Raw genomic sequence first — 18,914 nt, forward strand, 5'->3', positions numbered from 1 at the left:
AAAACATCGTAACAGTTTATTTAATAAATAATTTTTCAAATTGTAAGTTTTTATGTCAGTGCTGAAAATGTAATTGTGAATTTATCGGAAAATCCGAATGATAGAATCGCCTGTGACAAGGTATATGTAGACAGCATCCTGATATTGTACAAGAAAAGTATAGTCGAAATAAATGTGAATCAGGCTTTTTACGGATGTGGTTGTGAGCGAATTTGATAGAAACTCCCATTTATGTCTGAGGAGGGATTCATGCTGGCAGTTTTAAAAGGCATTCCATTAATTCAGGATATCAAGGCCGAAGGTAATAGCCGATCCTGGATAATGACTATTGATGGGCATCCTGCCAGAGGAGAAATTTTCTCAGAAGCATTTTCTATTTCTTTGTTCTTAAATGACCTGGAAAGCTTACCTAAGCCTTGTCTTGCCTATGTGACACTACTGCTTGCAGCACACCCGGACGTCCATGATTATGCTATACAGCTCACAGCGGATGGGGGATGGTTAAACGGTTATTATACCACAAGTAGTAGCTCTGAGCTTATTGCTATTGAGATAGAAAAACACCTGGCTTTAACTTGCATTTTAAAAAATGTAATACGCAATCACCATAAACTTTATTCGGGTGGGGTATAAAATGGTAGTAAATAAACGTTTAATCTTAATTTTACTATTTATACTCAATACAGCAAAGAGTGATGAGTTATCATGGAAAGGTAATGACTTCACCCTTTATGCCAGACAAATGCCATTAGCAGAGGTTTTACATCTGCTCTCAGAGAACTATGATACGGCTATTACTATTAGCCCATTGATAACAGCTACATTTAGTGGAAAAATTCCGCCTGGACCACCGGTCGATATTTTGAATAACCTGGCAGCACAATATGATTTGCTTACCTGGTTTGATGGCAGCATGTTATATGTATATCCTGCATCGTTATTAAAACATCAGGTTATCACTTTCAATATTTTATCTACTGGACGGTTCATTCATTACTTACGCAGCCAGAATATTCTTTCATCACCGGGATGCGAGGTTAAAGAAATTACCGGTACCAAAGCTGTGGAGGTGAGCGGTGTTCCCAGCTGCCTGACTCGTATTAGTCAATTAGCTTCAGTGCTGGATAATGCGTTAATCAAACGAAAAGACAGTGCGGTGAGTGTAAGTATATACACGCTTAAGTATGCCACTGCGATGGATACCCAATACCAATATCGCGATCAGTCCGTCGTGGTTCCAGGGGTCGTGAGTGTATTGCGTGAGATGAGTAAAACCAGCGTACCGGCGTCATCGACGAACAATGGTTCACCCGCTACACAGGCATTGCCCATGTTTGCTGCCGACCCACGCCAGAATGCAGTGATCGTTCGTGATTATGCGTCCAATATGGCCGGGTATCGGAAACTTATCACAGAATTAGATCAACGCCAGCAGATGATAGAGATTTCGGTGAAAATTATCGATGTTAATGCTGGAGATATTAACCAGTTAGGCATCGACTGGGGAACGGCAGTGTCGCTGGGTGGCAAGAAAATTGCGTTCAATACAGGTTTGAATGACGGTGGTGCTAGCGGTTTTTCAACGGTAATCAGCGATACCTCAAACTTTATGGTGCGTTTGAATGCCCTGGAAAAAAGCTCTCAGGCTTATGTACTTTCCCAGCCATCTGTGGTGACTTTAAATAATATCCAGGCTGTGCTGGATAAAAATATTACTTTCTATACCAAACTGCAGGGAGAAAAAGTGGCTAAACTTGAATCCATCACTACGGGTTCTTTGTTGCGCGTTACACCTCGCTTGTTAAATGATAATGGCACGCAAAAAATAATGCTTAATCTTAATATTCAGGATGGACAACAAAGTGATACGCAAAGCGAAACAGACCCGCTGCCCGAAGTGCAAAATTCTGAAATTGCTTCGCAGGCCACATTATTGGCCGGGCAAAGTCTATTGCTGGGAGGATTTAAACAAGGTAAACAAATCCACTCGCAAAATAAAATTCCTTTATTGGGCGATATTCCTGTCGTAGGCCATTTGTTTCGCAATGATACGACTCAAGTACATAGTGTAATCAGGCTTTTTTTGATTAAAGCCTCAGTAGTAAATAATGGCATATCTCATGGTTAATCCAAAGAGTTCCTGGAAAATACGTTTTTTAGGTCACGTTTTACAAGGCCGGGAAGTATGGCTGAATGAAGGTAACCTGTCACTGGGGGAGAAAGGATGCGATATTTGTATTCCGCTTACTATAAATGAAAAAATTATTCTGAGAGAACAGGCAGATAATTTATTTGTTGATGCCGGGAAAGCCAGAGTTAGAGTTAATGGCCGCAGATTTAATCCAAATAAGCCGCTACCATCCAGTGGGGTTTTGCAGGTTGCGGGAGTGGCTATCGCGTTTGGTAAACAGGATTGTGAACTTGCTGATTATCAAATACCCGTTTCCAGATCAGGGTACTGGTGGTTGGCTGGCGTATTCTTGATTTTCATCGGTGGAATGGGTGTCCTGTTAAGTATTAGTGGTCAGCCTGAAACGGTAAATGACTTACCTTTGCGGGTTAAGTTTTTATTAGACAAAAGCAATATTCATTATGTGCGGGCGCAATGGAAAGAAGATGGCAGCCTGCAGTTGTCCGGTTATTGCTCGTCAAGCGAACAGATGCAAAAGGTGAGAGCGACTCTCGAATCATGGGGGGTCATGTATCGGGATGGTGTAATCTGTGATGACTTATTGGTACGAGAAGTGCAGGATGTTTTGATAAAAATGGGTTACCCGCATGCTGAAGTATCCAGCGAAGGGCCGGGGAGCGTGTTAATTCATGATGATATACAAATGGATCAGCAATGGCGTAAGGTTCAACCATTACTTGCAGATATTCCCGGGTTATTGCACTGGCAGATTAGTCACTCTCATCAGTCTCAGGGAGATGATATTATTTCTGCGATAATAGAGAGCGGTTTAGTGGGGCTTGTCAATGTTACGCCAATGCGGCGCTCTTTTGTTATCAGTGGTGTACTGGATGAATCTCATCAACGCATTTTGCAAGAAACGTTAGCAGCATTAAAGAAAAAGGATCCCGCTCTTTCTTTAATTTATCAGGATATTGCGCCTTCCCATGATGAAAGCAAGTATCTGCCTGCGCCAGTGGCTGGCTTTGTACAGAGTCGCCATGGTAATTACTTATTACTGACGAATAAAGAGCGTTTACGTGTAGGGGCATTGTTACCCAATGGGGGAGAAATTGTCCATCTGAGTGCCGATGTGGTAACGATTAAACATTATGATACTTTGATTAACTATCCATTAGATTTTAAGTGAGTGGAAAATGACAACTTTGACCCGGTTAGAAGATTTGCTGCTTCATTCGCGTGAAGAGGCCAAAGGCATAATTTTACAATTAAGGGCTGCCCGGAAACAGTTAGGAGAGAACAACGGCAAGTTACAGGATCCGCAGCAATATCAGCAAAACACCTTATTGCTTGAAGCGATCGAGCAGGCCGAAAATATCATCAACATTATTTATTATCGTTACCATAACAGCGCACTTGTAGTGAGTGAGCAAGAGTAAAGTAAAAATATCTTAGAGCCTATCCCACCAGGCGTTAATTGGCGCAGCCAGTTTGGACACGGATAGCGCGCAAAAACCGGAGCGTACACGTAGTACGTGAGGATTTTGAGCACTGCCCAGGTTCAAAATGGCAAGTAAAATAGCCCTAATGGGATAGGCTCTTAGTTAGCACGTTAATTATCTATCGTGTATATGGAGGGGAATGATGATAAAGAAAAAGGCTGCGTTTAGTGAATATCGTGATTTAGAGCAAAGTTACATGCAGCTAAATCACTGTCTTAAAAAATTTCACCAAATCCGGGCTAAGGTGAGTCAACAGCTTGCTGAAAGGGCAGAGAGCCCCAAAAAGAGCAGAGAGACAGAGAGTATTCTTCATAACCTATTTCCACAAGGCGTTGCCGGGGTTAACCAGGAGGCCGAGAAGGATTTAAAGAAAATAGTAAGTTTGTTTAAACAACTTGAAGTACGACTGAAACAACTTAATGCTCAAGCCCCGGTGGAGATACCGTCAGGAAAAACAAAAAGGTAAAGCATAATGTCTTCAGGAAACATCTTATGGGGAAGTCAAAACCCTATTGTGTTTAAAAATAGCTTCGTCGTCAGCAACGCTGATACCGGGAGCCAGGATGACTTATCCCAGCAAAATCCGTTTGCCGAAGGGTATGGTGTTTTGCTTATTCTCCTTATGGCTATTCAGGCTATCGCAAATAATAAATTTATTGAAGTCCAGAAGAACGCTGAACGTGCCAGAAATACCCAGGAAAAGTCAAATGAGATGGATGAGGTGATTGCTAAAGCAGCCAAAGGGGATGCTAAAACCAAAGAGGAGGTGCCTGAGGATGTAATTAAATACATGTGTGATAATGGTATTCTCATCGATGGTATGACCATTGATGATTATATGGTTAAATATGGCGATCATGGGAAGCTGGATAAAGGTGGCCTACAGGCGATCAAAGCGGCTTTGGATAATGACGCCAACCGGAATACCGATCTTATGAGTCAGGGGCAGATAACAATTCAAAAAATGTCTCAGGAGCTTAACGCTGTCCTTACCCAACTGACAGGGCTTATCAGTAAGTGGGGGGAAATTTCCAGTATGATAGCGCAGAAAACGTACTCATGAAAAAAGACCCGACCCTACAACAGGCACATGACACGATGCGGTTTTTCCGGCGTGGCGGCTCGCTGCGTATGTTGTTGGATGACGATGTTACACAGCCGCTTAATACTCTGTATCGCTATGCCATGCAGCTTATGGAGGTAAAAGAGTTCGCCGGCGCAGCGCGACTTTTTCAATTGTTGACGATATATGATGCCTGGTCATTTGACTACTGGTTTAGGTTAGGGGAATGCTGCCAGGCTCAAAAACATTGGGGGGAAGCGATATACGCTTATGGACGCGCGGCACAAATTAAGATTGATGCGCCGCAGGCGCCATGGGCCGCAGCGGAATGCTATCTCGCGTGTGATAACGTCTGTTATGCAATCAAAGCGTTAAAGGCCGTGGTGCGTATTTGCGGCGAGGTCAGTGAACATCAAATTCTTCGACAGCGTGCAGAAAAGATGTTACAGCAACTTTCTGACAGGAGCTAAAAATGAATCGAATTCACAGTAATAGCGACAGCGCCGCAGGAGTAACCGCCTTAACACATCATCACTTAAGCAATGTCAGTTGCGTTTCCTCGGGTTCGCTGGGAAAGCGCCAGCATCGTGTGAATTCTACTTTTGGCGATGGCAACGCCGCGTGCCTGTTATCAGGGAAAATTAGTCTTCAGGAGGCAAGCAATGCGTTGAAGCAACTGCTTGATGCCGTACCCGGAAATCATAAGCGTCCATCATTGCCTGACTTTTTGCAGACCAATCCCGCGGTTTTATCAATGTTGATGACGACATTAATACTCAGCGTTTTTGGTAATAACGCTCAATCGTTATGCCAACAGCTTGAGCGGGCAACTGAGGTGCAAAATGCATTACGTGATAAGCAGGTAAAGGAGTATCAGGAGCAGATCCAGAAAGCGATAGAGCAGGAGGATAAAGCGCGTAAAGCGGGCATTTTTGGCGCTATTTTTGACTGGATTACCGGCATATTTGAAACTGTGATTGGCGCCTTAAAAGTTGTGGAGGGGTTTCTGTCCGGTAATCCCGCAGAAATGGCTAGCGGCGTAGCTTATATAGCCGCAGGTTGTGCAGGAATGGTTAAAGCCGGAGCCGAAACGGCAATGATGTGCGGTGCTGACCACGATACCTGTCAGGCAATTATTGACGTGACAAGTAAGATTCAATTTGGTTGTGAAGCCGTCGCGCTGGCACTGGATGTTTTCCAGATTGGCCGTGCTTTTATGGCGACGAGAGGTTTATCTGGCGCAGCTGCAAAAGTGCTTGACTCCGGTTTTGGCGAGGAAGTGGTTGAGCGTATGGTAGGTGCAGGGGAAGCAGAAATAGAGGAGTTGGCTGAAAAGTTTGGCGAAGAAGTGAGCGAAAGTTTTTCCAAACAATTTGAGCCGCTTGAACGTGAAATGGCTATGGCGAATGAGATGGCAGAGGAGGCTGCCGAGTTTTCTCGTAACGTAGAAAATAATATGACGCGAAGCGCGGGAAAAAGCTTTACGAAAGAGGGGGTGAAAGCCATGGCAAAAGAAGCGGCAAAAGAAGCCCTGGAAAAATGTGTGCAAGAAGGTGGAAAGTTCCTGTTAAAAAAATTCCGTAATAAAGTTCTCCTCAATATGTTCAAAAAAATCCTGTATGCCTTACTGAGGGATTGTTCATTTAAAGGCTTACAGGCTATCAGATGTGCAACCGAGGGCTCCAGTCAGATGAATACTGGCATGGTTAACACAGAAAAAGCGAAGATCGAAAAGAAAATAGAGCAATTAATAACTCAGCAACGGTTTCTGGATTTCATAATGCAACAAACAGAAAACCAGAAAAAGATAGAACAAAAACGCTTAGAGGAGCTTTATAAGGGGAGCGGTGCCGCGCTTAGAGATGTATTAGATACCATTGATCACTATAGTAGCGTTCAGGCGAGAATAGCTGGCTATCGCGCTTAATCTGAGGATAAAAATATGGAAGCGAGTAACGTAGCACTGGTATTACCAGCGCCTTCCTTGTTAACACCTTCTTCCACTCCATCTCCCTCCGGGGAGGGAATGGGTACTGAATCAATGCTTCTGTTATTTGATGATATCTGGATGAAGCTAATGGAGCTTGCCAAAAAGCTGCGCGATATCATGCGCAGCTATAACGTAGAAAAACAACGGCTGGCCTGGGAACTGCAAGTCAATGTTTTACAGACGCAAATGAAAACAATTGATGAAGCGTTTAGAGCATCAATGATTACTGCGGGTGGCGCAATGTTGTCGGGTGTACTGACGATAGGATTAGGGGCCGTAGGCGGGGAAACCGGTCTTATAGCGGGTCAAGCCGTAGGCCACACAGCTGGGGGCGTCATGGGCCTGGGGGCTGGTGTAGCGCAACGTCAAAGTGATCAAGATAAAGCGATTGCCGACCTGCAACAAAATGGGGCCCAATCTTATAATAAATCCCTGACGGAAATTACGGAGAAAGCAACTGAAATTATGCAGCAAATCATCGGCGTGGGGTCGTCACTGGTCACGGTTCTTGCTGAAATACTCCGGGCATTAACGAGGTAAACATGGTGCAAGAAATAGAGCAATGGTTGCGTCGGCATCAGGTGTTTACTGAGCCTGCATATTTAGGGGAGACCGCCATATTACTTGGGCAGCAGTTTATATTATCGCCTTACCTGGTGATCTATCGTATTGAGGCAAAAGAAATGATTATTTGTGAGTTCAGGCGCCTGACGCCCGGGCAACCTCGACCACAGCAATTGTTTCACTTACTGGGACTTTTACGCGGGATATTTGTGCATCACCCGCAGTTAACATGTTTAAAGATGTTGATAATCACCGACGTTCTGGATGAAAAAAAAGCCATGCTACGCAGGAAATTATTGCGCATCCTGACAGTAATGGGAGCGACCTTTACACAGCTTGATGGCGATAACTGGACAGTTTTATCCGCCGAGCATCTTATCCAGCGACGTTTTTAAATGACCTTCCTAACGTAAATCATTATCACGTGAAAATAACAATCAATAGGTATGATGATGAAAGAAGATCAAAAAAATAAAATACCCGAAGACATTCTGAAACAGCTATTATCCGTTGATCCGGAAACCGTTTATGCCAGTGGTTACGCCTCATGGCAGGAGGGGGATTATTCGCGCGCCGTAATCGATTTTAGTTGGCTGGTGATGGCCCAGCCATGGAGTTGGCGTGCCCATATTGCATTGGCTGGCACCTGGATGATGCTTAAAGAATACACAACGGCCATTAATTTCTATGGACATGCCTTGATGCTGGATGCCAGCCATCCAGAACCGGTTTACCAAACGGGCGTCTGTCTCAAAATGATGGGGGAACCCGGGTTGGCGAGAGAGGCTTTTCAAACCGCAATCAAGATGAGTTATGCGGATGCCTCATGGAGTGAGATTCGCCAGAATGCGCAAATAATGGTTGATACTCTTATTGCTTAAATAACAGAACGAAATATGAAAATTCATATTCCGTCAGCGGCAAGTAATATAGTCGATGGTAATAGTCCTCCTTCCGATATACAAGCGAAGGAGGTATCGTTTCCTCCCCCTGAAATTCCAGCGCCTGGTACCCCCGCAGCCCCTGTGCTGCTTACGCCTGAACAAATAAGGCAGCAGAGGGATTATGCTATACATTTTATGCAATACACTATTCGTGCGCTGGGTGCGACAGTCGTGTTTGGGTTATCGGTTGCTGCAGCGGTAATTTCTGGCGGGGCAGGATTACCCATTGCTATTCTTGCGGGGGCGGCGCTCGTGATTGCTATTGGGGATGCTTGCTGTGCGTATCATAATTATCAATCGATATGTCAGCAAAAGGAGCCATTACAAACCGCCAGTGATAGCGTTGCTCTTGTGGTCAGTGCGCTGGCCTTAAAATGTGGGGCAAGTCTTAACTGCGCTAACACCCTTGCTAATTGTCTTTCTTTATTAATACGTTCAGGAATCGCTATTTCTATGTTGGTTTTACCCCTACAGTTTCCACTGCCCGCGGCTGAAAATATTGCGGCCTCTTTGGACATGGGGAGTGTAATTACCTCCGTTAGCCTGACGGCGATAGGTGCGGTACTGGATTATTGCCTTGCCCGCCCCTCTGGCGACGATCAGGAAAATTCTGTTGATGAACTTTATGCCGATCCCAGTGCGTTATTGGCGGAACAAATGGCAGCGCTCTGTCAATCTGCTACTGCACCTGCATTAATGGACAGTTCTGGTCATACATCTCGGGGAGAACCATGAAACCTGTTAGCCCAAATGCTCAGGTAGGAGGGCAACGTCCTGTTAACGCGCCTGAGGAATCACCTCCATGTCCCTCATTGCCACATCCGGAAACCAATATGGAGAGTGGTAGAATAGGTCCTCAACAAGGAAAAGAGCGGTTATTGGCCGGACTTGCGAAACGAGTGATAGAGTGTTTTCCAAAAGAAATTTTTAGTTGGCAAACGGTTATTTTGGGCGGACAGATTTTATGCTGTTCCGCTGGAATAGCATTAACAGTGCTAAGTGGTGGAGGCGCGCCGCTCGTAGCCCTGGCAGGGATTGGCCTTGCTATTGCCATCGCGGATGTCGCCTGTCTTATCTACCATCATAAACATCATTTGCCTATGGCTCACGACAGTATAGGCAATGCCGTTTTTTATATTGCTAATTGTTTCGCCAATCAACGCAAAAGTATGGCGATTGCTAAAGCCGTCTCCCTGGGCGGTAGATTAGCCTTAACCGCGACGGTAATGACGCATTCATACTGGAGTGGTAGTTTGGGACTACAGCCTCATTTATTAGAGCGTCTTAATGATATTACCTATGGACTAATGAGTTTTACTCGCTTCGGTATGGATGGGATGGCAATGACCGGTATGCAGGTCAGCAGCCCATTATATCGTTTGCTGGCTCAGGTAACGCCAGAACAACGTGCGCCGGAGTAATCGTTTTCAGGTATATACCGGATGTTCATTGCTTTCTAAATTTTGCTATGTTGCCAGTATCCTTACGATGTATTTATTTTAAGGAAAAGCATTATGGATATTGCACAATTAGTGGATATGCTCTCCCACATGGCGCACCAGGCAGGCCAGGCCATTAATGACAAAATGAATGGTAATGATTTGCTCAACCCAGAATCGATGATTAAAGCGCAATTTGCCTTACAGCAGTATTCTACATTTATTAATTACGAAAGTTCACTGATCAAAATGATCAAGGATATGCTTAGTGGAATCATTGCTAAAATCTGAAGTTATTAGCGACGATGTTCGACGGTTGCTGCTGGAAATCATGTTTGCGGGCGTTAACCATAGCCTGATTTCCCAGGTACATGCGATGTTACCAGCGCTAACGGTTATTGTTCCGGATAAAAAATTACAGTTGGTATGTCTGGCATTATTGTTGGCGGGTTTAAATGAGCCGCTAAAAGCCGCGAAAATTTTATCGGATATAGATTTGCCAGAGGCTATGGCGCTGCGTCTGTTATTTCCTGCACCAAATGAGGGGTTTGAAAATTGAATATTTCTGATATGAGCGTAGTGCCTGTAAGCACTCAATCTTATGTAAAGTCCTCTGCAGAACCGAGCCAGGAGCAAATTAATTTTTTTGAACAATTGCTGAAAGATGAAGCATCCACCAGTAACGCCAGTGCTTTATTACCGCAGGTTATGTTGACCAGACAAATGGATTATATGCAGTTAACGGTAGGCGTCGATTATCTTGCCAGAATATCAGGCGCAGCATCGCAAGCGCTTAATAAGCTGGATAACATGGCATGAAGGTTCATCGTATAGTATTTCTTACTGTCCTTACGTTCTTTCTTACGGCATGTGATGTGGATCTTTATCGCTCATTGCCAGAGGATGAGGCGAATCAAATGCTGGCATTACTTATGCAGCATCATATTGATGCGGAAAAAAAACAGGAAGAGGACGGTGTTACCTTACGTGTCGAGCAGTCGCAGTTTATTAATGCGGTTGAGCTACTTAGACTTAACGGTTATCCGCATCGTCAGTTTACAACGGCGGATAAGATGTTTCCGGCTAATCAGTTAGTGGTATCACCCCAGGAAGAACAGCAGAAGATTAATTTTTTAAAAGAACAAAGAATTGAAGGAATGCTGAGTCAGATGGAGGGCGTGATTAATGCAAAAGTGACCATTGCGCTACCGACTTATGGTGAGGGAAGTAACGCTTCTCCGAGCTCAGTTGCCGTATTTATAAAATATTCACCACAGGTCAATATGGAGGCCTTTCGGGTAAAAATTAAGGATTTAATAGAGATGTCAATCCCTGGGTTGCAATACAGTAAGATTAGTATCTTGATGCAGCCTGCTGAATTCAGAATGGTAGCTGACGTACCCGCGAGACAAACATTCTGGATTATGGACGTTATCAACGCCAATAAAGGGAAGGTGGTGAAGTGGTTGATGAAATACCCTTATCAGTTGATGTTATCGTTGACAGGACTGTTATTAGGAGTGGGCATCCTGATCGGCTATTTTTGCCTGAGACGCCGTTTTTGAGCCGACCTGATCCCGAGGTGTTGCAACTTTATCGTTATTTCTGGCAACCTGCTCGTTACGCTGTACCGGAATGGCTGGATAAGCTGGGCTTTCATCTTTCAAACTGCTGGCGTTATGGCGATCGGCCCGAGTTGGATCGTCTTCTTGACAGAGCGTTAAATAGACTAAGAGGAAGCTCTGTTATTCCAGCCTGTTTAAATGACAGGCAAAAACGGCAGGTTCGTCTTGCGCCGCGTATATCGGCATTTGCCTTTGGGCTGGGATTATTCAAACTCAGGTGTAGTGACTATTTTATGCTACCAGAGTATCGGCAATTGCTTCTACAGTGGTTTAGCGAGGATGAGATCTGGCAGCTATATGGTTGGTTGGGGCAAAGAGATGGCAAATTACTTCCTCCGCAAGTGATGCAACAAACTGCATTGCAGATCGGTACCGCCATTCTTAATCGGGAAGCGCATGACGATGCGGTTTTACATGCGCTATTAGTATTATTACCCCCTCCGCAGCGTATACTTTGGCCGAAGACTTCTCTTACCGAGATTATCTTCATGGAGCATTTGCTATGAGTTTTACTTCACTTCCTCTGACGGAAATTAACCATAAGCTACCCGCTCGAAATATTATTGAGTCACAGTGGATAATATTACAATTAACTTTATTTGCGCAAGAGCAACAAGCTAAGAGAGTTTCACATGCTATTGTGAGCTCCGCTTACCGTAAGGCTGAAAAAATCATCCGAGACGCCTATCGTTATCAGCGTGAACAGAAAGTTGAGCAGCAACAAGAACTAGCGTGCTTGCGTAAAAATACGCTGGAAAAAATGGAAGTGGAATGGCTGGAACAGCATGTAAAACATTTACAAGAAGATGAAAATCAATTTCGTTCATTGGTCGATCACGCAGCGCATCATATTAAAAATAGTATAGAACAGGTTCTGTTGGCCTGGTTCGACCAACAGTCGGTAGACAGTGTTATGTGCCATCGTCTGGTACGCCAGGCCACGGCTATGGCGGAAGAGGGAGCGCTTTATTTGCGTATTCATCCTGAAAAAGAGGCATTGATGCGTGAAACTTTTGGCAAGCGGTTTACGTTGATTATCGAGCCTGGTTTCTCTCCCGATCAGGCTGAACTTTCCTCAACACGATATGCCGTTGAGTTTTCACTTTCTCGTCATTTCAACGCGTTACTGAAATGGTTACGTAATGGTGAAGATAAAAGAGGTAGCGATGAATATTAAAATTAATGAGATAAAAATGACGCCCCCTACAGCATTTACCCCTGGCCAGGTTATAGAGGAACAAGAGGTTATTTCGCCTTCAATGTTAGCTCTCCAGGAGTTACAGGAAACGACGGGGGCAGCGCTCTATGAGACGATGGAAGAAATAGGAATGGCGCTGAGTGGTAAACTGCGCGAAAGTAATAAATTCACTGATGCTGAGAAACTGGAGCGCAGGCAGCAGGCTTTGCTGCGTTTGATAAAACAAATACAGGAGGATAATGGGGCAGCGTTGCGTCCGCTTACCGAAGAGAATAGTGATCCTGATTTACAGAATGCGTATCAAATTATCGCTCTTGCAATGGCGCTTACTGCCGGCGGGTTGTCAAAAAAGAAAAAACGCGATTTGCAATCGCAACTGGATACGCTTACAGCGGAGGAGGGATGGGAACTTGCCGTTTTTAGTTTACTGGAACTTGGCGAAGTGGATACCGCTACGCTGTCCTCGCTGAAGCGTTTTATGCAACAGGCGATAGACAACGATGAAATGCCCTTATCGCAGTGGTTCAGACGCGTGGCAGACTGGCCGGATCGCTGTGAACGGGTCCGTATTTTGCTAAGAGCAATAGCCTTTGAACTTAGCATATGCATCGAACCCTCGGAGCAAAGTCGTTTGGCCGCAGCATTAGTACGTTTGCGTCGTTTGCTGTTATTCCTTGGCCTTGAAAAAGAGTGCCAGCGTGAGGAGTGGATTTGCCAGTTGCCGCCTAATACATTACTGCCGCTACTACTCGATATTATTTGTGAGCGCTGGCTTTTCAGTGATTGGTTGCTTGATAGACTTACCGCTATAGTTTCTTCATCGAAGATGTTCAATCGGTTACTCCAACAACTTGATGCGCAGTTTATGCTGATACCCGATAACTGTTTTAACGACGAAGATCAACGTGAACAAATTCTCGAAACGCTTCGTGAAGTAAAGATAAATCAGGTTTTATTCTGATACCTGGCTTTCAATATTTAGGTAAATTGGCTTTCTGGCTCATCATGAGGCGTCAGGATGGATTGGGATCTCATTACTGAACGTAATATTCAGCTTTTTATTCAATTAGCAGGATTAGCTGAACGGCCTTTAGCGACCAATATGTTCTGGCGGCAAGGACAATATGAAACCTATCTAAACTATCATAACTGTCGTATTCACTTATGTCAGATACTCAAGCAAACCTTCTTAGACGAAGAACTGCTTTTTAAAGCGTTGGCTAACTGGAAACCCGCAGCGTTCCAGGGTATTCCTCAACGATTATTTTTGTTGCGCGATGGGCTTGCAATGAGTTGTTCTCCACCTCTTTCCAGCTCCGCCGAGCTCTGGTTACGATTACATCATCGACAAATAAAATTTCTGGAGTCGCAATGCGTTCATGGTTAGGTGAGGGAGTCAGGGCGCAACAGTGGCTCAGTGTATGCGCGGGTCGGCAGGATATGGTTCTGGCGACGGTGTTATTAATCGCTATTGTGATGATGCTGTTACCTTTGCCGACCTGGATGGTTGATATCCTGATTACTATCAACCTTATGTTTTCAGTGATCCTGCTCTTAATTGCTATTTATCTTAGTGACCCTCTCGATTTATCGGTATTTCCGTCTTTATTACTTATTACTACATTATATCGTTTGTCACTCACAATCAGCACATCACGGCTGGTACTGTTACAACATAATGCCGGTAATATTGTGGATGCTTTCGGTAAGTTTGTCGTAGGAGGAAATCTCACCGTTGGGTTGGTCGTATTTACCATCATTACTATCGTGCAATTTATTGTCATTACAAAAGGTATCGAGAGGGTGGCGGAAGTTAGCGCACGTTTCTCGCTTGATGGGATGCCAGGCAAACAAATGAGTATCGATGGCGATTTGCGTGCCGGAGTTATCGATGCAGACCATGCCCGTACATTAAGACAGCATGTCCAGCAGGAAAGCCGCTTTCTCGGTGCGATGGACGGTGCGATGAAATTTGTTAAAGGCGATACGATTGCCGGTATTATTGTTGTTCTGGTGAACATTATCGGCGGTATCATTATCGCTATCGTACAATATGATATGTCGATGAGTGAGGCTGTTCACACTTATAGCGTACTGTCAATCGGAGATGGTTTATGTGGGCAAATTCCATCGCTGCTGATTTCCCTTAGCGCGGGAATTATTGTCACCCGTGTCCCGGGTGAGAAACGCCAGAACCTGGCGACAGAGTTGAGTTCTCAAATTGCCAGACAACCTCAGTCGCTCATATTAACCGCTGTGGTTTTAATGCTCCTCGCTTTAATTCCTGGCTTTCCTTTTATCACTCTCGCTTTCTTTTCAGCGTTGTTAGCATTGCCAATTATCCTCATTCGCCGCAAAAAGTCTGTGGTTTCCGCAAATGGCGTCGAAGCACCGGAAAAAGATAGTATGGTTCCCGGCGCATGTCCTCTAATCTTACGTCTTAGCCCGACATTACATTCTGCCGACCTGATTCGTGATATTGACGCCATGAGATGGTTTTTATTTGAGGATACCGGCGTCCCTCTCCCTGAGGTGAATATTGAGGTTTTGCCTGAACCCACCGAAAAATTGACGGTACTGCTATATCAGGAACCCGTATTTAGTTTATCTATTCCCGCTCAGGCGGATTATTTATTGATAGGCGCGGACGCTAGTGTGGTGGGTGACAGCCAGACGTTACCGAACGGGATGGGGCAGATCTGTTGGCTTACAAAAGACATGGCCCATAAGGCGCAAGGTTTTGGACTGGACGTTTTCGCGGGCAGCCAACGTATCTCTGCCTTATTAAAATGTGTCCTGCTTCGGCATATGGGAGAGTTTATTGGTGTTCAGGAAACGCGTTATCTAATGAATGCGATGGAAAAAAACTACTCTGAGCTGGTGAAAGAGCTTCAACGCCAGTTACCCATTAATAAAATCGCTGAAACTTTGCAACGGCTTGTATCAGAACGGGTTTCTATTAGAGATTTACGTCTTATTTTCGGCACCTTAATTGACTGGGCGCCACGTGAAAAAGATGTCCTGATGTTGACAGAATATGTCCGTATCGCGCTTCGCCGTCATATTCTGCGTCGTCTTAATCCGGAAGGAAAACCGCTGCCGATTTTGCGGATCGGCGAAGGTATTGAGAACCTCGTGCGTGAATCCATTCGCCAGACGGTAATGGGGACCTATACTGCGCTGTCGTCTCGTCATAAGACGCAGATCCTGCAACTTATCGAGCAGGCGCTGAAGCAGTCAGCCAAATTATTCATTGTCACTTCTGTCGACACCCGACGTTTCTTGCGAAAAATTACAGAAGCCACCTTGTTCGACGTACCGATTTTGTCATGGCAGGAATTAGGAGAGGAGAGCCTTATACAAGTGGTAGAAAGTATTGACCTTAGCGAAGAGGAGTTGGCGGACAATGAAGAATGAATTGATGCAACGTCTGAGGCTGAAATATCCGCCCCCCGATGGTTATTGTCGATGGGGCCGAATTCAGGATGTCAGCGCAACGTTGTTAAATGCGTGGTTGCCTGGGGTATTTATGGGTGAGTTGTGCTGTATAAAGCCTGGAGAAGAACTTGCTGAAGTCGTGGGGATTAATGGCAGCAAAGCTTTGCTATCTCCTTTTACGAGTACAATCGGACTTCACTGCGGGCAGCAAGTGATGGCCTTAAGGCGACGCCATCAGGTTCCCGTGGGCGAAGCGTTATTAGGGCGAGTCATTGATGGTTTTGGTCGTCCCCTTGATGGCCGCGAACTGCCCGACGTCTGCTGGAAAGACTATGATGCAATGCCTCCTCCCGCAATGGTTCGACAGCCTATCACTCAACCATTAATGACGGGGATTCGCGCTATTGATAGCGTTGCAACCTGTGGCGAAGGGCAACGAGTGGGTATTTTTTCTGCTCCTGGCGTGGGGAAAAGCACGCTTCTGGCGATGCTGTGTAATGCGCCAGACGCAGACAGCAATGTTCTGGTGTTAATTGGTGAACGTGGACGAGAAGTCCGCGAATTCATCGATTTTACACTGTCTGAAGAGACCCGAAAACGCTGTGTCATTGTTGTCGCAACCTCTGACAGACCCGCCTTAGAGCGCGTGAGGGCGCTGTTTGTGGCTACCACGATAGCAGAATTTTTTCGCGATAATGGAAAGCGAGTCGTCTTGCTTGCCGACTCACTGACGCGTTATGCCAGGGCCGCACGAGAAATCGCTCTGGCCGCCGGAGAGACCGCAGTTTCTGGAGAATATCCGCCAGGCGTATTTAGTGCATTGCCACGACTTTTAGAACGTACAGGAATGGGGGAAAAAGGCAGTATTACCGCATTTTATACGGTACTGGTGGAAGGCGATGATATGAATGAGCCGTTGGCGGATGAAGTCCGTTCACTACTTGATGGACATATTGTGCTATCCCGGCGGCTTGCAGAGAGGGGGCATTATCCTGCCATTGACGTGCTGGCAACGCTCAGCCGCGTTTTTCCAGTCGTTACCAGCCATGAGCATCGTCAACTGGCGGCGATATTGCGGCGGCGCCTGGCGCTTTACCAGGAGGTTGAACTGTTAATACGCATTGGGGAATACCAGCGAGGAGTTGATACTGATACTGACAAAGCCATTGATACCTATCCGGATATTTGCACATTTTTGCGACAAAGTAAGGATGAAGTATGCGGACCCGAGCTACTTATAGAAAAATTACACCAAATACTCACCGAGTGATCATGGAAACTTTGCTGGAGATAATCGCGCGGCGTGAAAAGCAATTACGCGGCAAGCTTACCGTACTTGATCAGCAGCAACAGGCGATTATTACGGAACAGCAGATTTGCCAGACGCGCGCTTTAGCAGTGTCTACCAGACTGAAAGAATTAATGGGCTGGCAAGGTACGTTATCTTGTCATTTATTGTTGGATAAGAAACAACAAATGGCCGGGTTATTCACTCAGGCGCAGAGCTTTTTGACGCAACGGCAGCAGTTAGAGAATCAGTATCAGCAGCTTGTCTCCCAGCGAAGCGAATTACAGAAGAATTTTAATGCGCTTATGAAAAAGAAAGAAAAAATTACTATGGTATTAAGCGATGCGTATTACCAAAGTTGAGGGAAGTCTTGGGTTGCCATGCCAGTCTTATCAGGATGATAACGAGGCGGAGGCGGAACGTATGGACTTTGAACAACTCATGCACCAGGCATTACCCATTGGTGAGAATAATCCTCCTGCAGCATTGAATAAGAACGTGGTTTTCACGCAACGTTATCGTGTTAGTGGCGGTTATCTTGACGGTGTAGAGTGTGAAGTCTGTGAATCAGGGGGGCTAATTCAGTTAAGAATCAATGTCCCTCATCATGAAATTTACCGTTCGATGAAAGCGCTAAAGCAGTGGCTGGAGTCTCAGTTGCTGCATATGGGGTATATAATTTCCCTGGAGATATTCTATGTTAAGAATAGCGAATGAAGAGCGTCCGTGGATGGAGATGCTTCCAACGCAAGGCGCTACCATTGGTGAGCTGACATTGAGTATGCAACAATATCCAGTACAGCAAGGGACATTATTTACCATAAATTATCATAATGAGCTGGGTAGGGTGTGGATTGCAGAAGAATGCTGGCAGCGCTGGTGTGAAGGGTTAATTGGCACCGCTAATCGATCGGCTATCGATCCTGAATTGCTATATGGAATAGCTGAATGGGGGCTGGCGCCGTTATTGCAAGCCAGTGATGCAACCCTCTGTCAGAACGAACCGCCAACATCCTGCAGTAATCTACCACATCAGCTAGCGTTGCATATTAAATGGACAGTTGAAGAACATGAGTTCCATAGCATTATTTTTACATGGCCAACGGGTTTTTTGCGCAATATAGTCGGAGAGCTTTCTGCTGCGCGACAACAGATTTATCCTGCCCCTCCTGTAGTAGTCCCTGTATATTTAGGCTGGTGCCAGCTTACGTTAATTGAACTTGAGTCTATCGAAATCGGCATGGGCGTTCGGATTCATTGCTTTGGCGACATCAGACTCGGTTTTTTTGCTATTCAACTACCTGGGGGGATCTACGCGAGGGTGTTGCTGACAGAGGATAACACGATGAAATTTGATGAATTAGTCCAGGATATCGAAACGCTACTTGCGTCAGGGAGTCCAATGTCAAAGAGTGACGGAACATCTTCAGTAGAACTTGAGCAGATACCACAACAGGTGCTCTTTGAGATCGGACGTGCGAGTCTGGAAATTGGACAATTACGACAACTTAAAACGGGGGACGTTTTGCCTGTAGGTGGATGTTTTGCGCCAGAGGTGACGATAAGAGTAAATGACCGTATTATTGGGCAAGGTGAGTTGATTGCCTGTGGCAATGAATTTATGGTGCGTATTACACGTTGGTATCTTTGCAAAAATACAGCGTAAACCTGATAAGAAAAATAATATGCGAACAATATAATAGCGTTCTAGGTCGTGTCATGAGAGATACAG

26 protein-coding genes are annotated in these 18,914 nt (G+C 45.2%); all 26 read left to right on the forward strand.

Going from position 1 to position 18,914, the window contains the following annotated elements; all coding sequences use genetic code 11:
• The first annotated feature begins 231 nt into the window (after positions 1-231).
• The 26 genes from spiC to ssaQ all read left to right on the forward strand — a co-directional run bounded on the left by spiC (position 232) and on the right by ssaQ (position 18,848).
• Positions 232-633, forward strand: coding sequence for an SPI-2 type III secretion system protein SpiC (gene spiC / locus ACQ29O_RS10070; RefSeq protein WP_001562740.1), 402 nt, complete (start codon positions 232-234; stop codon positions 631-633).
• A 1-nt stretch (position 634) separates the two neighbouring features.
• Entirely contained in the window at positions 635-2,128 is a 1,494-nt protein-coding gene (gene spiA / locus ACQ29O_RS10075; protein ID WP_000261281.1) for an SPI-2 type III secretion system protein SpiA, read from the forward strand.
• On the forward strand, positions 2,109-3,320 hold the full coding sequence (ssaD, locus tag ACQ29O_RS10080; protein WP_000323792.1) for a SctD family type III secretion system inner membrane ring subunit SsaD: 1,212 nt from the start codon (positions 2,109-2,111) through the stop codon (positions 3,318-3,320). Before spiA ends, ssaD begins: the two co-directional genes overlap by 20 nt.
• A 7-nt stretch (positions 3,321-3,327) precedes the next feature.
• Complete coding sequence (gene ssaE / locus ACQ29O_RS10085) at positions 3,328-3,570, forward strand: YscE family type III secretion system co-chaperone SsaE (protein ID WP_000210206.1); 243 nt, start codon at positions 3,328-3,330, stop codon at positions 3,568-3,570.
• A 202-nt stretch (positions 3,571-3,772) separates the two neighbouring features.
• The gene (gene sseA / locus ACQ29O_RS10090) at positions 3,773-4,099 is read left to right on the forward strand and encodes an SPI-2 type III secretion system chaperone SseA (RefSeq protein ID WP_000972855.1); all 327 of its coding nucleotides are present in this window, start codon (positions 3,773-3,775) and stop codon (positions 4,097-4,099) included.
• 6 nt (positions 4,100-4,105) lie between these two features.
• Positions 4,106-4,696, forward strand: coding sequence for an SPI-2 type III secretion system translocon protein SseB (sseB, locus tag ACQ29O_RS10095; protein ID WP_253336042.1), 591 nt, complete (start codon positions 4,106-4,108; stop codon positions 4,694-4,696).
• Positions 4,693-5,166 (forward strand): SycD/LcrH family type III secretion system chaperone SscA, encoded by a 474-nt coding sequence (sscA, locus tag ACQ29O_RS10100; protein WP_000711025.1) that lies wholly within the window; start codon positions 4,693-4,695, stop codon positions 5,164-5,166. Before sseB ends, sscA begins: the two co-directional genes overlap by 4 nt.
• A gap of 2 nt (positions 5,167-5,168) precedes the next feature.
• Positions 5,169-6,623, forward strand: a complete 1,455-nt coding sequence (gene sseC / locus ACQ29O_RS10105) for an SPI-2 type III secretion system translocon protein SseC (RefSeq protein WP_020936957.1) — start codon at positions 5,169-5,171, stop codon at positions 6,621-6,623.
• 15 nt (positions 6,624-6,638) lie between these two features.
• Positions 6,639-7,226, forward strand: coding sequence for an SPI-2 type III secretion system translocon protein SseD (gene sseD, locus ACQ29O_RS10110; protein ID WP_000388325.1), 588 nt, complete (start codon positions 6,639-6,641; stop codon positions 7,224-7,226).
• A 2-nt stretch (positions 7,227-7,228) separates the two neighbouring features.
• On the forward strand, positions 7,229-7,645 hold the full coding sequence (gene sseE / locus ACQ29O_RS10115) for an LcrR family type III secretion system chaperone SseE (RefSeq protein ID WP_000249606.1): 417 nt from the start codon (positions 7,229-7,231) through the stop codon (positions 7,643-7,645).
• 51 nt (positions 7,646-7,696) lie between these two features.
• Complete coding sequence (gene sscB / locus ACQ29O_RS10120) at positions 7,697-8,131, forward strand: SycD/LcrH family type III secretion system chaperone SscB (protein ID WP_000979963.1); 435 nt, start codon at positions 7,697-7,699, stop codon at positions 8,129-8,131.
• A gap of 15 nt (positions 8,132-8,146) precedes the next feature.
• The gene (gene sseF, locus ACQ29O_RS10125) at positions 8,147-8,929 is read left to right on the forward strand and encodes a type III secretion systems effector SseF (protein WP_000690719.1); all 783 of its coding nucleotides are present in this window, start codon (positions 8,147-8,149) and stop codon (positions 8,927-8,929) included.
• The gene (gene sseG / locus ACQ29O_RS10130) at positions 8,926-9,615 is read left to right on the forward strand and encodes a pathogenicity island 2 effector protein SseG (RefSeq protein ID WP_000805846.1); all 690 of its coding nucleotides are present in this window, start codon (positions 8,926-8,928) and stop codon (positions 9,613-9,615) included. Before sseF ends, sseG begins: the two co-directional genes overlap by 4 nt.
• Before the next feature lie 93 nt (positions 9,616-9,708).
• Positions 9,709-9,924 (forward strand): type III secretion system needle filament protein SsaG, encoded by a 216-nt coding sequence (gene ssaG, locus ACQ29O_RS10135; protein ID WP_000350226.1) that lies wholly within the window; start codon positions 9,709-9,711, stop codon positions 9,922-9,924.
• Positions 9,902-10,192 (forward strand): EscG/YscG/SsaH family type III secretion system needle protein co-chaperone, encoded by a 291-nt coding sequence (locus tag ACQ29O_RS10140; RefSeq protein WP_000444713.1) that lies wholly within the window; start codon positions 9,902-9,904, stop codon positions 10,190-10,192. Before ssaG ends, ACQ29O_RS10140 begins: the two co-directional genes overlap by 23 nt.
• An 11-nt stretch (positions 10,193-10,203) precedes the next feature.
• Positions 10,204-10,452 carry a SctI family type III secretion system inner rod subunit SsaI gene (gene ssaI, locus ACQ29O_RS10145; protein ID WP_001574409.1) on the forward strand — a complete coding sequence of 83 codons (249 nt, stop codon included), beginning with the start codon at positions 10,204-10,206 and terminating at the stop codon, positions 10,450-10,452.
• Positions 10,449-11,198 (forward strand): SPI-2 type III secretion system apparatus lipoprotein SsaJ, encoded by a 750-nt coding sequence (gene ssaJ / locus ACQ29O_RS10150; RefSeq protein WP_000862884.1) that lies wholly within the window; start codon positions 10,449-10,451, stop codon positions 11,196-11,198. The genes ssaI and ssaJ overlap by 4 nt, the downstream gene beginning before the upstream one ends.
• Positions 11,199-11,215: 17 nt before the next feature.
• The gene (locus ACQ29O_RS10155) at positions 11,216-11,764 is read left to right on the forward strand and encodes a type III secretion system domain-containing protein (RefSeq protein WP_001526945.1); all 549 of its coding nucleotides are present in this window, start codon (positions 11,216-11,218) and stop codon (positions 11,762-11,764) included.
• The gene (gene ssaK / locus ACQ29O_RS10160; protein WP_253336045.1) at positions 11,761-12,435 is read left to right on the forward strand and encodes an SPI-2 type III secretion system apparatus protein SsaK; all 675 of its coding nucleotides are present in this window, start codon (positions 11,761-11,763) and stop codon (positions 12,433-12,435) included. Before ACQ29O_RS10155 ends, ssaK begins: the two co-directional genes overlap by 4 nt.
• Positions 12,401-13,417 carry an SPI-2 type III secretion system apparatus protein SsaL gene (gene ssaL, locus ACQ29O_RS10165; RefSeq protein ID WP_000238880.1) on the forward strand — a complete coding sequence of 339 codons (1,017 nt, stop codon included), beginning with the start codon at positions 12,401-12,403 and terminating at the stop codon, positions 13,415-13,417. Before ssaK ends, ssaL begins: the two co-directional genes overlap by 35 nt.
• Positions 13,418-13,474: 57 nt before the next feature.
• Complete coding sequence (ssaM, locus tag ACQ29O_RS10170; protein ID WP_000383696.1) at positions 13,475-13,843, forward strand: SPI-2 type III secretion system apparatus protein SsaM; 369 nt, start codon at positions 13,475-13,477, stop codon at positions 13,841-13,843.
• Complete coding sequence (gene ssaV, locus ACQ29O_RS10175; RefSeq protein WP_001258232.1) at positions 13,828-15,873, forward strand: SPI-2 type III secretion system apparatus protein SsaV; 2,046 nt, start codon at positions 13,828-13,830, stop codon at positions 15,871-15,873. The genes ssaM and ssaV overlap by 16 nt, the downstream gene beginning before the upstream one ends.
• Complete coding sequence (ssaN, locus tag ACQ29O_RS10180; protein WP_000787216.1) at positions 15,863-17,164, forward strand: SctN family type III secretion system ATPase SsaN; 1,302 nt, start codon at positions 15,863-15,865, stop codon at positions 17,162-17,164. The genes ssaV and ssaN overlap by 11 nt, the downstream gene beginning before the upstream one ends.
• Positions 17,165-17,166: 2 nt before the next feature.
• The gene (gene ssaO / locus ACQ29O_RS10185; RefSeq protein WP_000449088.1) at positions 17,167-17,544 is read left to right on the forward strand and encodes an SPI-2 type III secretion system apparatus protein SsaO; all 378 of its coding nucleotides are present in this window, start codon (positions 17,167-17,169) and stop codon (positions 17,542-17,544) included.
• On the forward strand, positions 17,525-17,899 hold the full coding sequence (gene ssaP / locus ACQ29O_RS10190; protein ID WP_001223304.1) for an SPI-2 type III secretion system apparatus protein SsaP: 375 nt from the start codon (positions 17,525-17,527) through the stop codon (positions 17,897-17,899). Before ssaO ends, ssaP begins: the two co-directional genes overlap by 20 nt.
• On the forward strand, positions 17,880-18,848 hold the full coding sequence (gene ssaQ, locus ACQ29O_RS10195; protein ID WP_000944182.1) for an SPI-2 type III secretion system cytoplasmic ring protein SsaQ: 969 nt from the start codon (positions 17,880-17,882) through the stop codon (positions 18,846-18,848). Before ssaP ends, ssaQ begins: the two co-directional genes overlap by 20 nt.
• The last annotated feature ends 66 nt before the right edge of the window (positions 18,849-18,914 follow it).

Source organism: Salmonella sp. GDC200615, from assembly GCF_050574145.1.
GTDB lineage: Bacteria > Pseudomonadota > Gammaproteobacteria > Enterobacterales > Enterobacteriaceae > Salmonella > Salmonella enterica.

Coding starts and splice junctions, on each gene's coding strand:
- ssaG (WP_000350226.1), top strand. CDS start 9,709: ATGGATATTGCACAATTAGTGGATATGCTCTCCCACATGGCGCACCAG.
- sscA (WP_000711025.1), top strand. CDS start 4,693: ATGAAAAAAGACCCGACCCTACAACAGGCACATGACACGATGCGGTTT.
- ssaJ (WP_000862884.1), top strand. CDS start 10,449: ATGAAGGTTCATCGTATAGTATTTCTTACTGTCCTTACGTTCTTTCTT.
- ssaP (WP_001223304.1), top strand. CDS start 17,525: ATGCGTATTACCAAAGTTGAGGGAAGTCTTGGGTTGCCATGCCAGTCT.
- ssaK (WP_253336045.1), top strand. CDS start 11,761: ATGAGTTTTACTTCACTTCCTCTGACGGAAATTAACCATAAGCTACCC.
- sseF (WP_000690719.1), top strand. CDS start 8,147: ATGAAAATTCATATTCCGTCAGCGGCAAGTAATATAGTCGATGGTAAT.
- ssaE (WP_000210206.1), top strand. CDS start 3,328: ATGACAACTTTGACCCGGTTAGAAGATTTGCTGCTTCATTCGCGTGAA.
- sseG (WP_000805846.1), top strand. CDS start 8,926: ATGAAACCTGTTAGCCCAAATGCTCAGGTAGGAGGGCAACGTCCTGTT.
- ssaL (WP_000238880.1), top strand. CDS start 12,401: ATGGTGAAGATAAAAGAGGTAGCGATGAATATTAAAATTAATGAGATA.
- ssaD (WP_000323792.1), top strand. CDS start 2,109: ATGGCATATCTCATGGTTAATCCAAAGAGTTCCTGGAAAATACGTTTT.
- ssaO (WP_000449088.1), top strand. CDS start 17,167: ATGGAAACTTTGCTGGAGATAATCGCGCGGCGTGAAAAGCAATTACGC.
- sseB (WP_253336042.1), top strand. CDS start 4,106: ATGTCTTCAGGAAACATCTTATGGGGAAGTCAAAACCCTATTGTGTTT.
- sseE (WP_000249606.1), top strand. CDS start 7,229: ATGGTGCAAGAAATAGAGCAATGGTTGCGTCGGCATCAGGTGTTTACT.
- sseC (WP_020936957.1), top strand. CDS start 5,169: ATGAATCGAATTCACAGTAATAGCGACAGCGCCGCAGGAGTAACCGCC.
- sseD (WP_000388325.1), top strand. CDS start 6,639: ATGGAAGCGAGTAACGTAGCACTGGTATTACCAGCGCCTTCCTTGTTA.
- sseA (WP_000972855.1), top strand. CDS start 3,773: ATGATGATAAAGAAAAAGGCTGCGTTTAGTGAATATCGTGATTTAGAG.
- sscB (WP_000979963.1), top strand. CDS start 7,697: ATGATGATGAAAGAAGATCAAAAAAATAAAATACCCGAAGACATTCTG.
- ssaN (WP_000787216.1), top strand. CDS start 15,863: ATGAAGAATGAATTGATGCAACGTCTGAGGCTGAAATATCCGCCCCCC.
- spiC (WP_001562740.1), top strand. CDS start 232: ATGTCTGAGGAGGGATTCATGCTGGCAGTTTTAAAAGGCATTCCATTA.
- ssaI (WP_001574409.1), top strand. CDS start 10,204: ATGAGCGTAGTGCCTGTAAGCACTCAATCTTATGTAAAGTCCTCTGCA.
- ssaV (WP_001258232.1), top strand. CDS start 13,828: ATGCGTTCATGGTTAGGTGAGGGAGTCAGGGCGCAACAGTGGCTCAGT.
- spiA (WP_000261281.1), top strand. CDS start 635: ATGGTAGTAAATAAACGTTTAATCTTAATTTTACTATTTATACTCAAT.
- ssaM (WP_000383696.1), top strand. CDS start 13,475: ATGGATTGGGATCTCATTACTGAACGTAATATTCAGCTTTTTATTCAA.
- ssaQ (WP_000944182.1), top strand. CDS start 17,880: ATGTTAAGAATAGCGAATGAAGAGCGTCCGTGGATGGAGATGCTTCCA.